Raw genomic sequence first — 15,667 nt, 5'->3', positions numbered from 1 at the left:
CACCGGCCGGTGGGCCCGACGGTGCGCCCGGGGTGGGCGAGACCCGGTCCGGGACGCGCCGCTACTTGTGCGGGACGTCGTTGGTGAGGCCGCCGTCCATGACGAACTCGGCCCCGGTCGAGTAGCGGGACTCGTCGCTGGCCAGGAACACCACGAACGTGGCGACCTCCTCGGGCTGCCCGGGGCGGCCCAACGGAATTCGGAGCATGTTGTCCGGGAAGTGCTTGGTCATCGGGGTGCGGATGAAGCCGGGGTGCACCGAGTTCACGCGGATGTTGTGGGCGCCGAGTTCCAGCGCCGCGGACTTGGTCAGGCCCCGGACCGCCCACTTGGACGCGACGTAGGGGTGCACCATGACGGCGCCGCGCAGACCCTCGATCGACGAGATGTTGATGATGGACCCGCCGCCGGCGGCCTTCATCGCCTCGACCGAGGCCTGCATGCCCAGGAAGGTGCCGGTCAGGTTCACGTCGATCACGCGCTGCCACTTGGCCATGTCGAACTGACCGATCTGGCCCAGGGCGACGGTGCCCGCGTTGTTGACCAGCACGTTGAGCTTGCCGAAATCGTTCACGGCGGTGGCCACGGCGGCCTCCCACTGGTCGGCCTGGGTCACGTCGAGATGGACGTAGCGGATGGAGTCCGGTGTGGCGGCGTTGATCTCGTCGGCCAGTGCCTGACCCTTGTCATCCAGGATGTCGCCGATGACGACCTTGGCGCCCTCGGCGATCAGCGCCCGTGCGTCCTCGGCGCCCATCCCCTGTGCGCCACCACTGATGAGTGCCACTTTTCCGTCCACGCGTCCCATGGGGCGACAGGTTACCTCACGCCCCGACGCAAACTAGAACCTGTTCCAATTTCGTTCCGCACCACGCATACTGCTCGCCATGGCTATTCGTGTGGCGCTCCTCGGAACCGGAAATTGCGGCAGCCTCGCGCTGCGTCAGCTCATCGAGGACGACCGGTTCGAGCTCGTCGCCGTGTGGGTGTCGTCGAAGGACAAGATCGGCAAGGACGCCGGCGAACTCGCGCGTCTGGACGTCACGACGGGAGTGACCGCGATCAGCGACCGGGACGCCGTGATCGCCGCCGGGCCCGACTGTGCGGTCTACTGCGCGATGGGCGATATCCGGCCCCGGGAGGCCCTGGCCGACGTGCGCGCGCTGCTCGAGGCGGGCATCGATGTGGTCGGCTCCTCCCCCGGCTTTCTCGAGTATCCGTGGGGTGTCATCCCGGATCACACTATCGAGAAGGTCGAAACTGCGGCGCGACAAGGTAATTCGAGTGTCTTCATCACCGGGGTAGATCCCGGGTTCGTGACCGACCTGTTGCCGCTCGCCCTGGCGAGCACCTGTCAGAGCATCAGCCAGATCCGCACCATGGAGATCGCCGACTACGCCTCCTACGACGGGGCGACGGTGATGTTCGACGTGATGGGTTTCGGTAACGAGATCGGTGACCTGCCGTTCCTGTACCAACCCGGGATGCTGAGCGCGGCGTGGGGTGTCGGCATCCGTCAGCTGGCCGCCGGGCTCGGCGTGCAGGTCGACGAGATCAGAGACTCCGTGGAGCAGGAGCCCGCACCCGAGGATTTCGAGGTGGCCGTGGGAACCATCAAGAAGGGCACCGTGGCCGCCGTGCGGTTCGTGATCGAGGGCATGGTGGGTGGCGAGCCCGTCATCGTCGTCGAACACATCACGCGTCTGAGGGGCGATCTGCGGCCCGACTGGGCGCAGCCGGCCCAGGAGGGCGGGTCCTACCGCGTCGAGATCAGCGGGGAGCCGTCGTACGTGATGGACATCTGCCCGACCAGCCGCAACGGCGACCACAACTATGCGGCGATCCTGGCGGCCGCCGGGCGGATCGTGAATGCCATCCCGGATGTGATCGATGCCGCCCCGGGGATCCGGACGACCTTGGACCTGCCGCTGGCGACGGGAAAGGGCACGTACCGGCCGGCGTGATCAGATGCGGCTGATGCCGCGCCATTCGAGCTTGACGGTGGTTCCGCTGGTCGACGGCTCGATCGTCGCGTAGTCCGACAGCGTCTCCATCAGCGGAATCCCGCGGCCCCGGGTGCGCGGCGCGGGCTCGATCTGACGCTTGCGCCACGTACCGCGGTCCTCGATGCAGACCTCGAGCGTCTGCTCCTCGGCGTCGTAGGTCGCCTGGATGTCGATCGTGCCGGGCCGGTCGGACAGTCGGTAGGCGAATTCCGCGGCGTTGGCGAGGGCTTCGTTGATCGCCAGGACGATGTCGCTGCACCGGACGTCGTCGATCGCGAAGAACTGCCGGAGCCATTCGGTGAACTCGCGGCGCACGCGCGCGACAGCGCCCGCATCCGCAGCGAGGCCGAATCGCTCGAAGCGTTCGGCATTGGCTACCTCAGCCGGAGGCATGGAATCGATCATGGCAGTCGCTGGCTACCCCACCAAGCACGTTCTTAAGCGAGTCTTCTATGTGTCGCGCGCCGCAAGCGCCTCGTCGAGGCTTGCGTAGAGCTTCACGATATCGGCGATCCCGACCAGTTTGAGCGGACGGCTCGTCGCCGGGCCGTCGGCCACCACGCTGATCGCCACGTCGGAGCCGGCCTTGTCGTGGGCGGCCACCAGGACGCCCATGCCGGCCGAGGCCAGGAACTCGACGTCGGTGAAGTCGATCACCACCGCGCCGGGCTTCTGCTCCAGCGCGGAGTCGATCGCCGTCTCGAGCTGGGGCGAGGTGAGCATGTCGACCACGCCGGCCACCGCGACGACGGCCGTTCCGTCGACCCATCGTTCAGTGACGACGCACGTAGAAGAGGCTGTGCCTCCGCTTGCCGTGCCGTCGGCTGGTTGCTCGTCCAAAGTTCACCTTCCATGTCAGGCCGCTCATCGCATACTGCGAGGGCACACACCAGTGCAACTCACGCAGGCTGCATCCTGAACCCGGCAAGACCAAACTACCGTTGCCGTTTCCGGCGACCAGGCCACAGATTAAACCAGGAGCGGTGGCAACGCCCGTAGCATGGCACGTCAGGGGCCCCGTGCCTGCACCGTGATACGAGGAGCGGAATGTGCCCGCGGACGTGAGGAGCGACCAGGTGCGCCCGGTCGGCGGGAGCGCTCGGTGAGCGCGCCGGATCCGGTCGCCGAGATCGACGCCGCTCCGGCGGGCCCCGCGATCGGCGCATTCTTCGACCTCGACGGCACCCTCGTCGACGGGTTCACCGCCACCGCGCACGCCGGTGACCGCATCCGTCGGCGTCAGGCCCGCATCGGGGAGGTCACCGGGGTCATCGAGGCCGCGATGCGCTACCGCTTCGGCCGGGTCCATTTCGCGCGACTACTGGAGCGGGCGGCCGGCTACCTGCGCGGGGAGTTGCTGACCGACCTCGACGTGGTGGGTGAGCGACTGTTCGGCGAACGGGTGCGCTCCCGGGTCTTCCCCGCCATGCACGAGGTGGTGCTGGCGCACCAACGCCGCGGCCACACCGTGGTGATGAGTTCGTCGGCGCTGACCATCCATGCCGAGCCCGTCGCCCGCTACCTGGAGATCGACCACGTGCTGTGCAATCACTTCGAGGTCGACGACGACGGCCGGCTGACGGGCCGGATCGCCCGACCGGTGATCTGGGGGGCACGCAAGGCCGACGCCGTGCAGGACTTCTGCGCCGCACGAGGTATCGACCTGCAGGAGAGCTACTTCTATGCCGACGGCAACGAGGACATCGCCCTGATGTCGCTGGTCGGTTATCCCCGTCCGGTGAACCCCCGCCAGAAGCTCGCCGCGATGGCCGCGGCGCAGGGATGGCCGGTGCTGACGGTGGTGAACCCGGGCAAAGGCAAATACGGCGGCCTGCGTGGTGTACTAAAGTAGAACACGTTTCAGTTTTGAATCGTGTACCACCCATGGCCATACCAGGAGCGGACTATGCATACTCCCCTGTGCGACCAGCTCGGCATCGAGTTCCCGATCTTCGCGTTCACCCACTGCCGCGACGTCGTCGTCGCCGTGAGCAAGGCGGGCGGCTTCGGCGTGCTCGGCGCGGTCGGATTCACCCCCGAACAACTTGAGATCGAGTTGAACTGGATCGACGAGAACATCGGCGACCACCCCTACGGCGTCGACATCGTGATCCCGAACAAGTACGAGGGCATGGACGCCACCGATATGGATCCGGAAGTCCTCAAGAAGACCCTCAACGACCTCGTCCCCGACGAGCACATCGATTTCGCGAAGAAGATCCTGTCCGACCACGGCGTGCCCGTCGACCACAGCGACGACGACGCGCTGCAGCTGCTGGGTTGGACCGAGGCCACCGCGACCCCGCAGGTCGAGGTCGCGCTGAAGCATCCCAAGGTCACGATGATCGCGAACGCGCTGGGCACCCCGCCGGCCGACATGATCCAGCACATCCACGACGCGGGCCGCGTGGTCGCCGCCCTGTGCGGATCGCCGTACCAGGCGCGCAAGCACGCCGACGCGGGCGTGGACATCATCATCGCCCAGGGCGGCGAGGCCGGCGGTCACTGCGGCGACATCGGGTCGATCGTGCTGTGGCCGCAGGTGGTCAAGGAGGTCGCGCCCGTTCCGGTGCTCGCCGCCGGCGGTATCGGCAGCGGCCAGCAGATCGCCGCCGCGCTCGCGCTGGGCGCGCAGGGCGCCTGGACGGGCTCGCAGTGGGTCATGGTCGAGGAGTCCGAGCACACCCCCGTCCAGCACGCCGCCTACGCGAAGGCCACCAGCCGCGACACCGTGCGCAGCCGCTCCTTCACGGGCAAGCCGGCGCGGATGCTCAAGAACGACTGGACCGAGGCGTGGGAGAACCCCGACAACCCGAAGCCGCTCGGAATGCCGTTGCAGTACATGGTCTCCGGCATGGCGGTCGCGGCCACGCACAAGTATCCGAACGAGTCCGTCGACGTCGCGTTCAACCCCGTCGGTCAGGTCGTCGGCCAGTTCACCAAGGTCGAGAAGACCGCGACGGTCATCGAGCGCTGGGTGCAGGAATACCTCGAGGCGACGAACACGCTCAACGAGCTCAACGAAGCCGCCAGCGTCTGAGAGCGATTTCGGTGTAGTTGGTCACGCCGGCGTTGACGAACTACACCGAAATCCCGACGTACTCGGCGAGGTGGCGGCCGGTCAGGGTGCTCGCGTCGGCGACGAGCTGCCTGGGCGTGCCCTCGAAGACGATGCGTCCGCCGTCGTGGCCGGCGCCGGGACCGAGATCGACGATCCAGTCGGCGTGGGCCATGACGGCCTGGTGATGCTCGATGACGATCACCGACCGGCCGGCGTCGACCAGGCGGTCCAGTAGGCCCAGCAGCTGCTCGACGTCGGCCAGGTGCAGCCCGGTGGTGGGCTCGTCGAGGACGTAGACGGTGCCCGCGTCGGATCCCTTGTCGCTGAGGCGAGCCGCCAGCTTTAGCCGTTGGCGCTCCCCGCCCGACAGTGTGGTCAGCGGCTGGCCCAGCGTCAGGTAGCCCAGGCCCACATCGGCCATGTGCTGCAGGATCTTCTGTGCGGCAGGGACTCTGGCCTCCCCGGCGCCGAAGAACCCGGCGGCTTCGGAGACCGGCATCGCCAGCACGTCGGAGATGTTGCGCCCGCCGAGGGTGTAGCCCAGTACCTTGGACTGGAAGCGGCGACCCTCGCACTCCTCGCAGGTGGACTCCACCGTGGCCATTACGCCCAGCTCGGTGTAGATCACCCCGGCGCCGTTGCACGCCGGGCACGCACCCTCCGAATTGGAGCTGAACAGAGCGGGTTTGACGCCGTTGGCCTTCGCGAAGGCTTTGCGGATCGGGTCGAGCAGGCCGGTGTAGGTCGCCGGGTTGCTGCGGCGCGAACCCCGGATCGGGCTCTGATCGACCGACACCACGCCGTCGAGCGCGGCCACCGAGCCGTCGATCAACGAACTCTTGCCCGAGCCCGCCACACCGGTGACCACCACCAGCACACCCAGCGGGATGTCGACGTCGACGTCGGCCAGGTTGTGGGTGTCGGCGCCCCGGATCGGCAACGTGCCGCGGGCATCTCGCACCCAGTCCTTCAGGGCGGCGCGGTCGTCGAGATGACGGCCGGTCACGGTGTCGCTGCGGCGCAACGCGTCGACGGTGCCCTCGAAGACGACCTCGCCGCCGGCGCTGCCGGCGCCGGGCCCGAGGTCCACGACGTGGTCGGCGATGCCGATGGTCTCGGGCTTGTGCTCGACCACCAGCACGGTGTTGCCCTTGTCGCGCAGTCTGAGCAGCAGGGTGTTCATCCGGGTGATGTCGTGCGGGTGCAGGCCGATGGTGGGTTCGTCGAACACGTACGTGACGTCGGTCAGCGACGAGCCCAGATGCCGGATCATCTTGACGCGCTGGGCCTCTCCCCCGGACAAAGTCCCCGCAGGACGGTTCAGCGACAGGTATCCCAACCCGATGTCGACGAACGAGTCGAGGGTGTGCTGCAGCGCGCTCAGCAGCGGCGCGACCGTCCGCGCCTGCGTCGTGTCGCGCACCGAGCCGACCCACTGCGCCAGATCGGCGATCTGCATCGCGGACACGTCGGCGATGCTCTTGCCGTCGATCTTCGACGATCGAGCGGTCTCGGACAGCCGCGTCCCGCCGCACTCGGGGCAGGTCGTGAACGTCACCGCTCGTTCGACGAAGGCCCGGATGTGCGGTTGCATCGCCTCGACGTCCTTGGCCAGGAACGACTTCTTGATCTGCGGGATCAGGCCCAGGTAGGTGAGGTTGACCCCGTCGATCGTGAGCTTGGTGGCCTCCTTGTGCAGCAGGGCGTCGCGTTCCCGGTCGGTGAAGTCCTTGATGGGCTTGTCCGGGTCGAAGAACCCGCAGCCGTTGAAGATGCGGCCGTACCAGCCCTCCATGGAGAAGCCGGGAATGCTCAGCGCACCCTCGTTGAGCGACTTGGTGTCGTCGTACAGCGCGGTGAGGTCGATGTCGTTGACGGCGCCGCGGCCCTCACAGCGTGAACACATGCCGCCGACGATCGCGAAATCCCTGCGCTCCTTGACCGTCTTGCCGCCCCGGTCGAAAGTCACCGCGCCCGCCCCGCTGAGGGACGCGACGTTGAACGAGAACGCCTGGGGTGACCCGATGTGCGGTTCGCCCAGCCGGCTGAACAGGATTCGCAGCATCGCGCCGGTGTCCGTGGCCGTCCCGACGGTCGAGCGGGGGTCGGCGCCCATCCGCTGCTGGTCGACGATGATCGCGGTGGTGAGTCCTTCGAGGACGTCGACCTCGGGCCGTGCCAGCGACGGCATGAACCCCTGCACGAACGCGCTGTAGGTCTCGTTGATCAGCCGCTGCGACTCCGCGGCGATCGTGTCGAAGACCAGAGAGCTCTTGCCCGACCCGGACACCCCGGTGAACACGGTGAGCCGCCTTTTGGGGATCTCGATACTGACGTCGCGGAGGTTGTTCTCCCGGGCGCCGGTCACGCGGATCAGGTCGTGGGTGTCAGCCGGGTGGGTCATCGAGGTGAGCTCCTGGGCACCCGCCGATAGTACGACGGGGTTCCGCAGGCGCCGCCGATTATGTAGGGTGACATACATAGAATCCTGCGCGTCGAGGAGCCTGCACCGTGACGAGTCCCCGCGAACGAATGGTCGTGTCGGCGGCCCTGCTGATCCGGGAGCGTGGCGCGCACCCGACGGCGATCGCCGACGTCCTCGCGCACAGCGGTGCGCCCCGCGGATCGGCCTATCACTACTTCCCCGGCGGGCGCACGCAACTGCTCTGCGAGGCGGTGGACTACGCCGCAGAATTCATGGCAGACCGGCTCGCCGGCGCGTCGTCGAGCCTCGAGGTGCTCGACGGCCTCTTCGATAGCTATCGAAAGCAGCTGCAGCGCAGTGACTTCCGCGCGGGTTGCCCGGTCGTTGCGGTCGCCGTCGAGTCGGGCGACCCCACCAAGGCGGACCCGCCCAACCCGGTGATCGACCGCGCCGCCGCGGCGTTCTCGCGCTGGCAGGACGTGATCGAGCAGCGGCTGGTCGCCGACGGTGTCGCTGCGGAGAGCGCCGAGGCACTGGCGATGCTGGTGCTCACGTCCTTCGAGGGTGCGATCGTGGTCGCGCGGGCATCGCGAAACGTCGAGCCGCTCGATCTGGTTCAGGCACAACTGCGTTCCCTGATCGGCGCGCAGATCACCCCCGCTGCAGGAAAGTGAGTTCGCGATGACAGGACCGGCCACGGAATGGCAGCCCACCGCCTGCATTCTCTGTGAATGCAACTGCGGCATCGTCGTCCAGGTCGAGGACCGCCGGCTTGCGCGCATCCGCGGCGACAAGGAGCATCCCGCGTCGCGCGGATACACGTGCAACAAGGCGCTGCGCCTGGATCACTACCAGAACAACCGCAACCGTCTCACCTCCCCGATGCGCAGGCTTCCCGACGGGAGCTACGAGCCGATCGACTGGGACACCGCCGTCCGCGAGATCGCCGACGGGTTCGCGCAGATCGCCGCGGACCACGGCGGAGACAAGATCCTCTACTACGGTGGCGGCGGCCAGGGCAACCACCTCGGCGGGGCCTACAGTGGCGCCTTCCTCAAGGCGCTGGGTTCCCATCACCGCTCGAATGCCCTGGCGCAGGAGAAGACCGGTGAGCACTGGGTCGACGCGCACTTCTACGGAAACCACACCCGCGGTGAGTTCGAGCACGCCGAGGTGTCGGTGTTCGTCGGCAAGAACCCGTGGATGTCGCAGAGCTTCCCCCGCGCCCGCGTGGTGCTCAACGAGATCGCCAAGGACCCCGGCCGGTCGATGGTGGTGATCGACCCCGTGCTCACCGACACCGCGAAGATGGCCGACTTCCACCTCCGGGTCCGTCCGGGGGCCGACGCCTGGTGCCTGGCCGCGCTGGCCGGGGTGCTGGTTCGGGAGAAGCTCTGTGACGAGCGGTTTCTCGCCGAGCACGTGACCGGCGTCGACGCCGTGCGGCAGGTGCTCGCCGAGGTTCCGATCGGTGAGTACGCCGTGCGCTGCGGCGTGGAGGAGGAGCTCATCCGTAAGGCGGCCCGCCGGATCGCGGCGGCCGGCAGCGTCGCGGTGTTCGAGGACCTCGGCATCCAGCAGTCGCCCAACAGCACTCTGTGTTCGTACCTGAACAAGATGCTGTGGATCCTGACCGGCAATTTCGCCAAACGCGGAAGCCAGCACCTGCATTCGTCGTTCGCGCCGCTGTTCCGCCCGGGCGGGGTGGGCCGCACCCCGGTGACCGGCGCCCCGATCATCGGCGGGCTGATGCCCAGCAACGTGGTGCCGGAGGAGATTCTCACCGATCACCCCGACCGGTTCCGCGCGATGATCGTCGAGAGCAGCAACCCGGCCCACTCCGTCGCCGACTCGGACGCGGTGCGGCGGGCCTTCGCCGAACTGGAGTTGCTCGTGGTCATCGACGTCGCGATGACCGAGACGGCGCGAATGGCCCACTACGTGCTGCCGGCGGCCACCCAGTTCGAGAAAGTCGAGGCGACGTTCTTCAACCTGGAGTTCCCGCACAACACCTTCCATCTGCGGCACCCCCTGATGGAACCGCTGCCGGGGACCCTCCCCGAGCCCGAGATCTGGGCCCGCCTGATGCGTGCCCTGGGGGCGGTGGACGACAGTGAGCTGATCCCGCTGCGGCGCGCTGCCGACCAGGGTCTGGCCGCGTTCACCGACGCGTTCCTGGCAGCCGTCGGCGCGAACCCGGGGCTGGGCAAGGTGCTGCCCTTCGTCCTGTACGAGACGCTGGGTCCGGCACTGCCCGAGGGTCTTTCCGGCGCGGCAGCGCTGTGGGGCCTGGCGCAGAAGACCGCGATGACCTACCCGGATGCGATGCGCCGTGCCGGGCACGCCGACGGCAACGCGCTCTTCACCGCGATCCTGGAGGGCAAGTCGGGCGTCACGTTCACGGTCCACGAGTACGAGGAGGACTTCGCGCTGATCACCCATCCCGACCGGCGTATCGCGCTGGAGATCCCCGAGATGCTCGCCGACGTCCGCGCCCTGGCCGACGCGCCGGCCGGGCTCACCAGCCCGGAATTCCCGATCGTGCTGTCGGCGGGTGAGCGGCGGGCCTTCACCGCCAACGACATCATCCGGGATCCGTCGTGGCGGCAGCGGGACAGCGACGGAGCACTGCGGGTGAGCCCGCAGGATGCCGAGGCGCTGGGTCTCGTGGACGGCGGACGCGCGCGCATCACCACGGCGGCGGGCGTCGCCGAGGCGACGGTGGAGATCAGCGAGGCCATGCTGCCCGGGCACGCCTCACTGCCCAACGGATTCGGCCTGGACTTCGCCGGTGCCGACGGCACGACCCAGACACCCGGTGTCGCCCCGAACGCGCTGACCTCGTCGGCCTGGCGGGACGCCTATGCCGGGACTCCGTGGCACAAGCACGTCCCCGCGCGGATAGACAGCGTGGCCGGCGCTTTGGCCGGCGCGGCGAGCTAGGGGGCGACCGGGGGCGCGACGGGTGCGGGGCCCGCGGGAACGGCGGGCGGCGCCGCGGGACCCTGCGGCTGCGGGCCGGCCGGCATGCCGCCCGACGGCGACGCGCTCATCGGTCGCTGGGTGAGCAGCAGGAGTGCGTCGCCACCGCTGACCTCCTGGGTCCGCATCGCGTGCCACAGGTCGCGGAAGTAGCCGAGGCGGCCCTGCTGGGTCGGGGTGACGCTGGTGCCGGGCGGCAAGTTCTCGGGGCTCGCCAGATGCGGTACGCCTGCCGGCTCGGCCGGGGCGACGGGACCCGCGGCGAGCGGGACGACGGCCGCTTCGCCCGGGGCGGGGGCGGGAGCCACCGGGGCCGGGAGCACGGGGCCCGGTACCGGCGTCGGCACCGGCTGCGGCGCAGTGGGTTCGGCCATGGCCGTCGGAGCGGCCGCAACCAGCGCGGCGAACGCCGCGGCACCGACGATGGACGCTGTCCTTGCGCGGAAACCGAACCTCACGATGCACCCTCCCGGACCCTGTGTTGTCACAGAATGCATCAGATGCGCGCCCGGTTTCGTTACAACTACCGAACGAGGCCGGCCAATTCCCCGTTCTTCGCCGAACTCGGCTCGCCGCGGACGTCATGTGGTGTAGCAATGCGGGAGGCCCACGTGACGTTTAGGAGCCAACGTATGGCGACTCCCACTCTTCCCCCCGGATTCGACTTCACCGACCCCGACCTGAACTGCGAGCGCCTCCCGGTCGAGGAGCTGGCGGCCCTGCGGCGCAGCGCACCGATCTGGTGGAACGAACAGCCCATCGGCCACGGAGGCTTCGACGACGGCGGCTACTGGGTGGTGACCAAGCACCGGGACGTCAAGGAGATCTCCAAACACAGCGACGTGTTCTCCAGCCAGGACAAAACGGCCCTCCCCCGCTACCCCGCGGGCTCGACCGGCGAGCAGATCGAGACCGGCAGCCTGGTGCTGCTCAACATGGACGCGCCCCGTCACACCCACCTGCGCAAGATCATCTCGCGAGGTTTCACCCCGCGCGCCGTGGAGCGCCTGCGTGACGACCTCAACGCCCGCGCCCAGGAGATCGCCAAGAACGCGGCCGCCGAAGGGTCGGGTGACTTCGTCGAGCAGGTGTCGTGCGAGTTGCCGCTGCAGGCCATCGCGGGGCTGCTCGGTGTGCCGATCGAAGACCGCAAGAAGTTGTTCGACTGGTCCAACCAGATGGTCAGCGACGACGACCCCGAATACGCGCACTACGACAACCGCAATGCCGCAACCGAACTCATCATGTACGCCATGCAGCTGGCGGCGATCCGGGCCGAGAACCCCGGCGAGGACATCGTCACCAAACTCATCGAGGCCGACGTGGACGGCCACAAACTCTCCGACGACGAGTTCGGCTTCTTCATGGTGCTGCTGGCCGTCGCGGGCAACGAGACGACCCGCAACTCCATCACCCACGGAATGATCGCGTTCACCGAACACCCCGACCAGTGGGAGCTCTACAAGCGGGAGCGGCCCGCCACCGCCGTCGACGAGATCGTCCGCTGGGCGACCCCGGTCACCTCCTTCCAGCGCACGGCGGTCGTCGACTACGAGTTGTCCGGGGTCCAGATCAAGAAGGGTCAGCGGGTCGTGATGTCCTACCGCTCGGCCAACTTCGACGAGGACGTCTTCGACGACCCGTTCACGTTCGACATCCTGCGGGACCCCAACCCCCACGTCGGGTTCGGCGGAACCGGGGCGCACTACTGCGTCGGGGCGAACCTGGCCCGGATGACCATCGACCTGATGTTCAACGCGATCGCCGACCACATGCCGGATCTGATGTCGGCCGGCACCCCGGACCGGCTGCGGTCCGGATGGCTGAACGGCATCAAGCACTGGAAGGTGGACTACACCGGATCCGGCTGCCCGGTCGCCCACTAGAGCGCCGCGGGCAACCGGCCACGGTCGTCGGCTTCGCCGCACAGCTGCGCGAGGTCCTCGGCGGTGGGTCCGTCGGCCACCGGCGGGCGCCAGCCGGATGCGTACACCGCGCGGGCCCGTGCCTGCGGCGCGTCCAGGCTCGAGGGCAGCGCCGACATCCGGTCGTACGGAGCCACCGCAGGGCCGAGACCGGGGTCGGCCGCGGCCGCGGCCACGACGAGATCCGACGGAAGAGGTCTCGTCAGGTCGACGTCGCCGCCGCTCCACCGTCGGAGTCTGTCGCCGTCGGCGGCGACGTGATCCAGATACCACGGCCGGATGTCGGTGCGGCACCAGGCGTCGAACTCCACGGTGGCGGCCGCCGGGTCCCGGTGGGCCGCCAGGATCTCGACCAGACGCCGCGCCTGCAGGAAAGCCAGTGACACCCCGCGACCCGCCAGCGGTGTCGTCGTGCACACCGCGTCGCCGACGGCGACCAGGCCCGGCAGGACCGGCTGCCCCGACCCGTCGACCTGGGCGCGGTAGGTGTTGTACAGGCGACCGCCGGGCAGCACGGGCGTCAGGGGTTCCGCCCGGGCGGGGTCGATCCATTCGGCCAGGCCCGGGATGGCACGCACCGCGGCCTCGTACAGCGCGGGGTGGCGGAGCCGGTGGAGGCGAGAATCCGTGCCGCCGTGGGTGATCGTGACGGAGAAGGTCCGGCCCTCGTGCAGGAACATCACGGCGAAATAGCCCCGCAGCGTCAGCGACAGCCCGATGGGCGAGTTGACGGGGCCGGGGTCGGCCCCGTCGCGGAGGCGGTACTGCCTGCTGACGTACGCGGCTCCGCACGGGCTGCCCTCCACCATGCCCACTGCCCTGCGGCCGGTCCCGTCGCCGACGCGTCCGTCGCGCAACGCCCGCCCTGTGCGCCCCGACGCGTCGATGACGAGGCCGGCGTGCGCCTCGGCGCCGCCGACCCTGACACCGACGGCGCGCCCTGCACTCGTCAGAACCGCGTCCACATGCCCGGTCACCATGGTGAGCCGCCGCTGCGCCGACGCGACGTCACGCAGGACGCGCTCGAAGACCTCGCGCCGGATCCTCAGGGCCGCGGCAGCTCCGTCGGTCGCGGTGGCGATGGTGGCGCCCGCCCGACGCATCGCCACCAGCGCGTCCGGGATCTCCTGCTGCAGAGCCTCGATCGCAGGAGCGCGGAAGGTGTGAGAGTGAGCGAACTGCATGACGCCTCTGCGCCGCCACTCGTCGGGGCCCGTGGGGCCCGGGTCCCGGTCGACGACCAGGACGGATCGCCCACGGCGGGCGAGGCTGATCGCGGTGAACAGCCCGGCCGGCCCGGCTCCGACGACGATCGTGTGCATGACGCCCTCAATTCGAGTTACCTATGGTGTAATGAATAGTATGAGGGTCACCCGAAATGGCTGAGGATGTCAAGCGTGCGTACCGATCCGACCTGCGGCGGGATCAAGCACGCGACACGAGGCGGCGGATCGTCGCGGCGGCGTCGGAGCTGTTCGTCGCCGGGGGCTATGCCGGCACCACCGTCGATGCCATCGCCGAGGCGGCAGGGGTCAGTCGCAAGACGGTGTTCGGTGCGGTCGGCGGAAAGGCCGAACTACTTGCCACAGCACTGAACTGGGCTGTCGCCGGCGACGACGAACCCGTGCCGCTCGCCGACCGCGCCGAGGTGCGCGAGCTGCTGGCCCGCGAGAATCCGCACGCGCTGATCGACGGGTGGGTCGAGGTCCTGGTCGGTGTCGACGCCCGCGTGGGTGAGCTCTTCGCGGCGCTCGAGCACGCTGCGACGACCGACGAGGTCGCCCGCGCGCTGCTCACCACCCTGAACGCTCAGCGACGTGAGGGTGCCCGGGCGGTGGTCGACGCGCTGGCCGCGCTCGGCGCCCTCGACGACGGGTTGACCCGGGCCGAGGCGGTCGACGTGGCGTGCCTGTTCGCCGACCCGGTGTTCCATCGCCGTCTGGTCGGCGCACGCCGCTGGTCGATCAAGCGCTTCACGGCGTGGCTGGCGGGGACGTTGCACGGGCAACTGCTCAACGGGTGAGCTGCGGATAGTCGAGGATCGAACGCCAATAGTCCTCAGGGATCTCGGTGTCGGCACGCAGAACCAGCGCCAGTCCGGTCGCCATCGCGATGCCGAGCAGTCCGAGCCACAAGCCGGCCACCGCGATGAAGACCCACAGGGCCGCGGTCAGCGCCGGCCACGGCGACACCATCGTCAACACCGGCGCGAAGAAGAATCCGGTACCGATGTACCAGGACGATCCCGCCCGGTCGCACCGCAGCACGAATCGCAACCAGCGGGGAACCGCAGCTTCGGCAGGGTGCGGGGCCGACGTCGTCGATGCCATGATGGCCGCCTCTCTGGTGGGGAACCTCGCCCTCAGCGTCCTCGGTGGAGGTAAGGCGGGCAATTACCTGCCGGGTAATGGCCTGCGGCGGAGGTGGCACGCACACTGAGGGTGTGACGGCACTCGACCACCGGGCGACCTTCGGGTCGTTGATGCGTGATTGGCGGCAGCGACGCCGCCTCAGCCAACTGGATCTGGCCCTGGAGGCCGACGTGTCGGCCCGCCACGTCAGTTTCATCGAGACCGGGCGATCGACCCCCAGTCGGGCCATGGTGCTGCGTCTGGCCCGGGTGCTCGACATCCCGCAGCGGGAGCAGAACCGGATGCTCGTCGCCGCCGGCCTGGCGCCGGCGTACACCGAACGTTCGCTGGATGCTCCGGACATGGCGGCGGTCCGCTCCGGCATCGCTGTGGTCCTCGACGCCTACGACCCGTTCCCCTGTGTGGTCGTGGATCGCGGATGGTCGCTGCTGCAGGCGAACTCGGGCGCCGGCGTGCTTCTGGACGGTGTCGCGGGGCACCTGTTGGAGCAGCCCAACGCGCTGCGTATCGCACTGCACCCCGACGGGCTGGCGCCGCGCATCGGCAACCTGGCGCAGTGGCGCACCCGTCTCGTCGAGCGGCTGCGCCGTGAAGTCGCCTCCGGCGCCGGCGAACTGCGGGACCTGCTCGCCGAGATCGAGGGCTATCCCGGCGGACTCGACGAGTCGGCGGACCTGGGCGGTGTCGCGGTGCCGCTGGAGCTCACCACCACCGACGGTCGTCACCTGCGGTTCCTGAGCATGGTGACGACGTTCGGCACCGCCCTGGATCTGACCGCCGCCGAGCTCAGCATCGAGGCGTTCCTGCCGGCCGACGACGCGACCGCCGCCGCGTTGCGCTGAGCCGCACGCGATGTCGGCGCGCCGATTACCACCTACACCGGCATTCCGGCCGGA

Annotated in this window: 15 protein-coding genes; 8 read left to right on the top strand and 7 right to left on the bottom strand. The window is 69.0% G+C overall.

The genetic code is table 11. The features are described from left to right. Positions 1-61: 61 nt before the first annotated feature. Entirely contained in the window at positions 62-808 is a 747-nt protein-coding gene (locus FHR72_RS20890; RefSeq protein ID WP_183471708.1) for a glucose 1-dehydrogenase, read from the bottom strand. A 79-nt stretch (positions 809-887) separates the two neighbouring features. Here FHR72_RS20890 and FHR72_RS20885 point away from each other — a divergent pair, with 79 nt between their 5' ends. Beyond that, positions 888-1,964 (top strand): NAD(P)H-dependent amine dehydrogenase family protein, encoded by a 1,077-nt coding sequence (locus tag FHR72_RS20885; RefSeq protein WP_183471706.1) that lies wholly within the window; start codon positions 888-890, stop codon positions 1,962-1,964. Here the strand turns inward: FHR72_RS20885 and FHR72_RS20880 are convergent, their stop codons facing one another. Beyond that, on the bottom strand, positions 1,965-2,411 hold the full coding sequence (locus FHR72_RS20880; RefSeq protein ID WP_183471704.1) for an ATP-binding protein: 447 nt from the start codon (positions 2,409-2,411) through the stop codon (positions 1,965-1,967). Between the two features lie 45 nt (positions 2,412-2,456). Further along, positions 2,457-2,846 carry an STAS domain-containing protein gene (locus FHR72_RS20875; protein WP_183471702.1) on the bottom strand — a complete coding sequence of 130 codons (390 nt, stop codon included), beginning with the start codon at positions 2,844-2,846 and terminating at the stop codon, positions 2,457-2,459. A 262-nt stretch (positions 2,847-3,108) separates the two neighbouring features. On the opposite strand from FHR72_RS20875, the gene FHR72_RS20870 reads away from it, so the two are divergent. After that, positions 3,109-3,858 carry an HAD family hydrolase gene (locus tag FHR72_RS20870; RefSeq protein WP_311736215.1) on the top strand — a complete coding sequence of 250 codons (750 nt, stop codon included), beginning with the start codon at positions 3,109-3,111 and terminating at the stop codon, positions 3,856-3,858. Between the two features lie 54 nt (positions 3,859-3,912). Then, entirely contained in the window at positions 3,913-5,046 is a 1,134-nt protein-coding gene (locus FHR72_RS20865) for a nitronate monooxygenase (RefSeq protein ID WP_183471698.1), read from the top strand. A 40-nt stretch (positions 5,047-5,086) separates the two neighbouring features. Here FHR72_RS20865 and FHR72_RS20860 read toward each other — a convergent pair whose 3' ends face one another. Then, positions 5,087-7,471 (bottom strand): ATP-binding cassette domain-containing protein, encoded by a 2,385-nt coding sequence (locus FHR72_RS20860; protein WP_183471696.1) that lies wholly within the window; start codon positions 7,469-7,471, stop codon positions 5,087-5,089. A gap of 107 nt (positions 7,472-7,578) precedes the next feature. Between FHR72_RS20860 and FHR72_RS20855 the strand changes: the two genes are divergently transcribed. Both FHR72_RS20855 and FHR72_RS20850 read left to right on the top strand, forming a co-directional pair. Next, the gene (locus FHR72_RS20855; protein WP_183471695.1) at positions 7,579-8,166 is read left to right on the top strand and encodes a TetR/AcrR family transcriptional regulator; all 588 of its coding nucleotides are present in this window, start codon (positions 7,579-7,581) and stop codon (positions 8,164-8,166) included. Between the two features lie 7 nt (positions 8,167-8,173). Beyond that, positions 8,174-10,435 carry a molybdopterin-dependent oxidoreductase gene (locus FHR72_RS20850; RefSeq protein WP_183471693.1) on the top strand — a complete coding sequence of 754 codons (2,262 nt, stop codon included), beginning with the start codon at positions 8,174-8,176 and terminating at the stop codon, positions 10,433-10,435. Here FHR72_RS20850 and FHR72_RS20845 read toward each other — a convergent pair. Next, positions 10,432-10,932 (bottom strand): hypothetical protein, encoded by a 501-nt coding sequence (locus FHR72_RS20845; RefSeq protein ID WP_183471691.1) that lies wholly within the window; start codon positions 10,930-10,932, stop codon positions 10,432-10,434. The genes FHR72_RS20850 and FHR72_RS20845 overlap by 4 nt on opposite strands. A gap of 174 nt (positions 10,933-11,106) precedes the next feature. Here FHR72_RS20845 and FHR72_RS20840 point away from each other — a divergent pair, with 174 nt between their 5' ends. After that, positions 11,107-12,360 carry a cytochrome P450 gene (locus FHR72_RS20840; RefSeq protein WP_183471689.1) on the top strand — a complete coding sequence of 418 codons (1,254 nt, stop codon included), beginning with the start codon at positions 11,107-11,109 and terminating at the stop codon, positions 12,358-12,360. On the opposite strand, the gene FHR72_RS20835 is transcribed toward FHR72_RS20840, so the two are convergent. Beyond that, positions 12,357-13,721, bottom strand: a complete 1,365-nt coding sequence (locus FHR72_RS20835) for an FAD-dependent oxidoreductase (RefSeq protein WP_183471686.1) — start codon at positions 13,719-13,721, stop codon at positions 12,357-12,359. The two genes, FHR72_RS20840 and FHR72_RS20835, sit on opposite strands and share 4 nt — an antisense overlap. Positions 13,722-13,777: 56 nt before the next feature. Here FHR72_RS20835 and FHR72_RS20830 point away from each other — a divergent pair, with 56 nt between their 5' ends. Then, positions 13,778-14,422 (top strand): TetR/AcrR family transcriptional regulator, encoded by a 645-nt coding sequence (locus tag FHR72_RS20830; RefSeq protein ID WP_183471684.1) that lies wholly within the window; start codon positions 13,778-13,780, stop codon positions 14,420-14,422. Here the strand turns inward: FHR72_RS20830 and FHR72_RS20825 are convergent. Then, on the bottom strand, positions 14,412-14,729 hold the full coding sequence (locus FHR72_RS20825) for a hypothetical protein (RefSeq protein WP_183471682.1): 318 nt from the start codon (positions 14,727-14,729) through the stop codon (positions 14,412-14,414). The genes FHR72_RS20830 and FHR72_RS20825 overlap by 11 nt on opposite strands. Before the next feature lie 152 nt (positions 14,730-14,881). On the opposite strand from FHR72_RS20825, the gene FHR72_RS20820 reads away from it, so the two are divergent. Further along, a complete protein-coding gene (locus FHR72_RS20820) occupies positions 14,882-15,613 on the top strand; it encodes an MmyB family transcriptional regulator (RefSeq protein ID WP_183471861.1) in 732 nt (243 codons plus the stop codon). The last annotated feature ends 54 nt before the right edge of the window (positions 15,614-15,667 follow it).

This window comes from Mycolicibacterium iranicum, assembly GCF_014190915.1.
Lineage (GTDB): Bacteria > Actinomycetota > Actinomycetes > Mycobacteriales > Mycobacteriaceae > Mycobacterium > Mycobacterium iranicum_B.
Note: the sequence above shows the minus strand (reverse complement) of the source record. Positions and strands in the feature narration are given on the sequence as shown.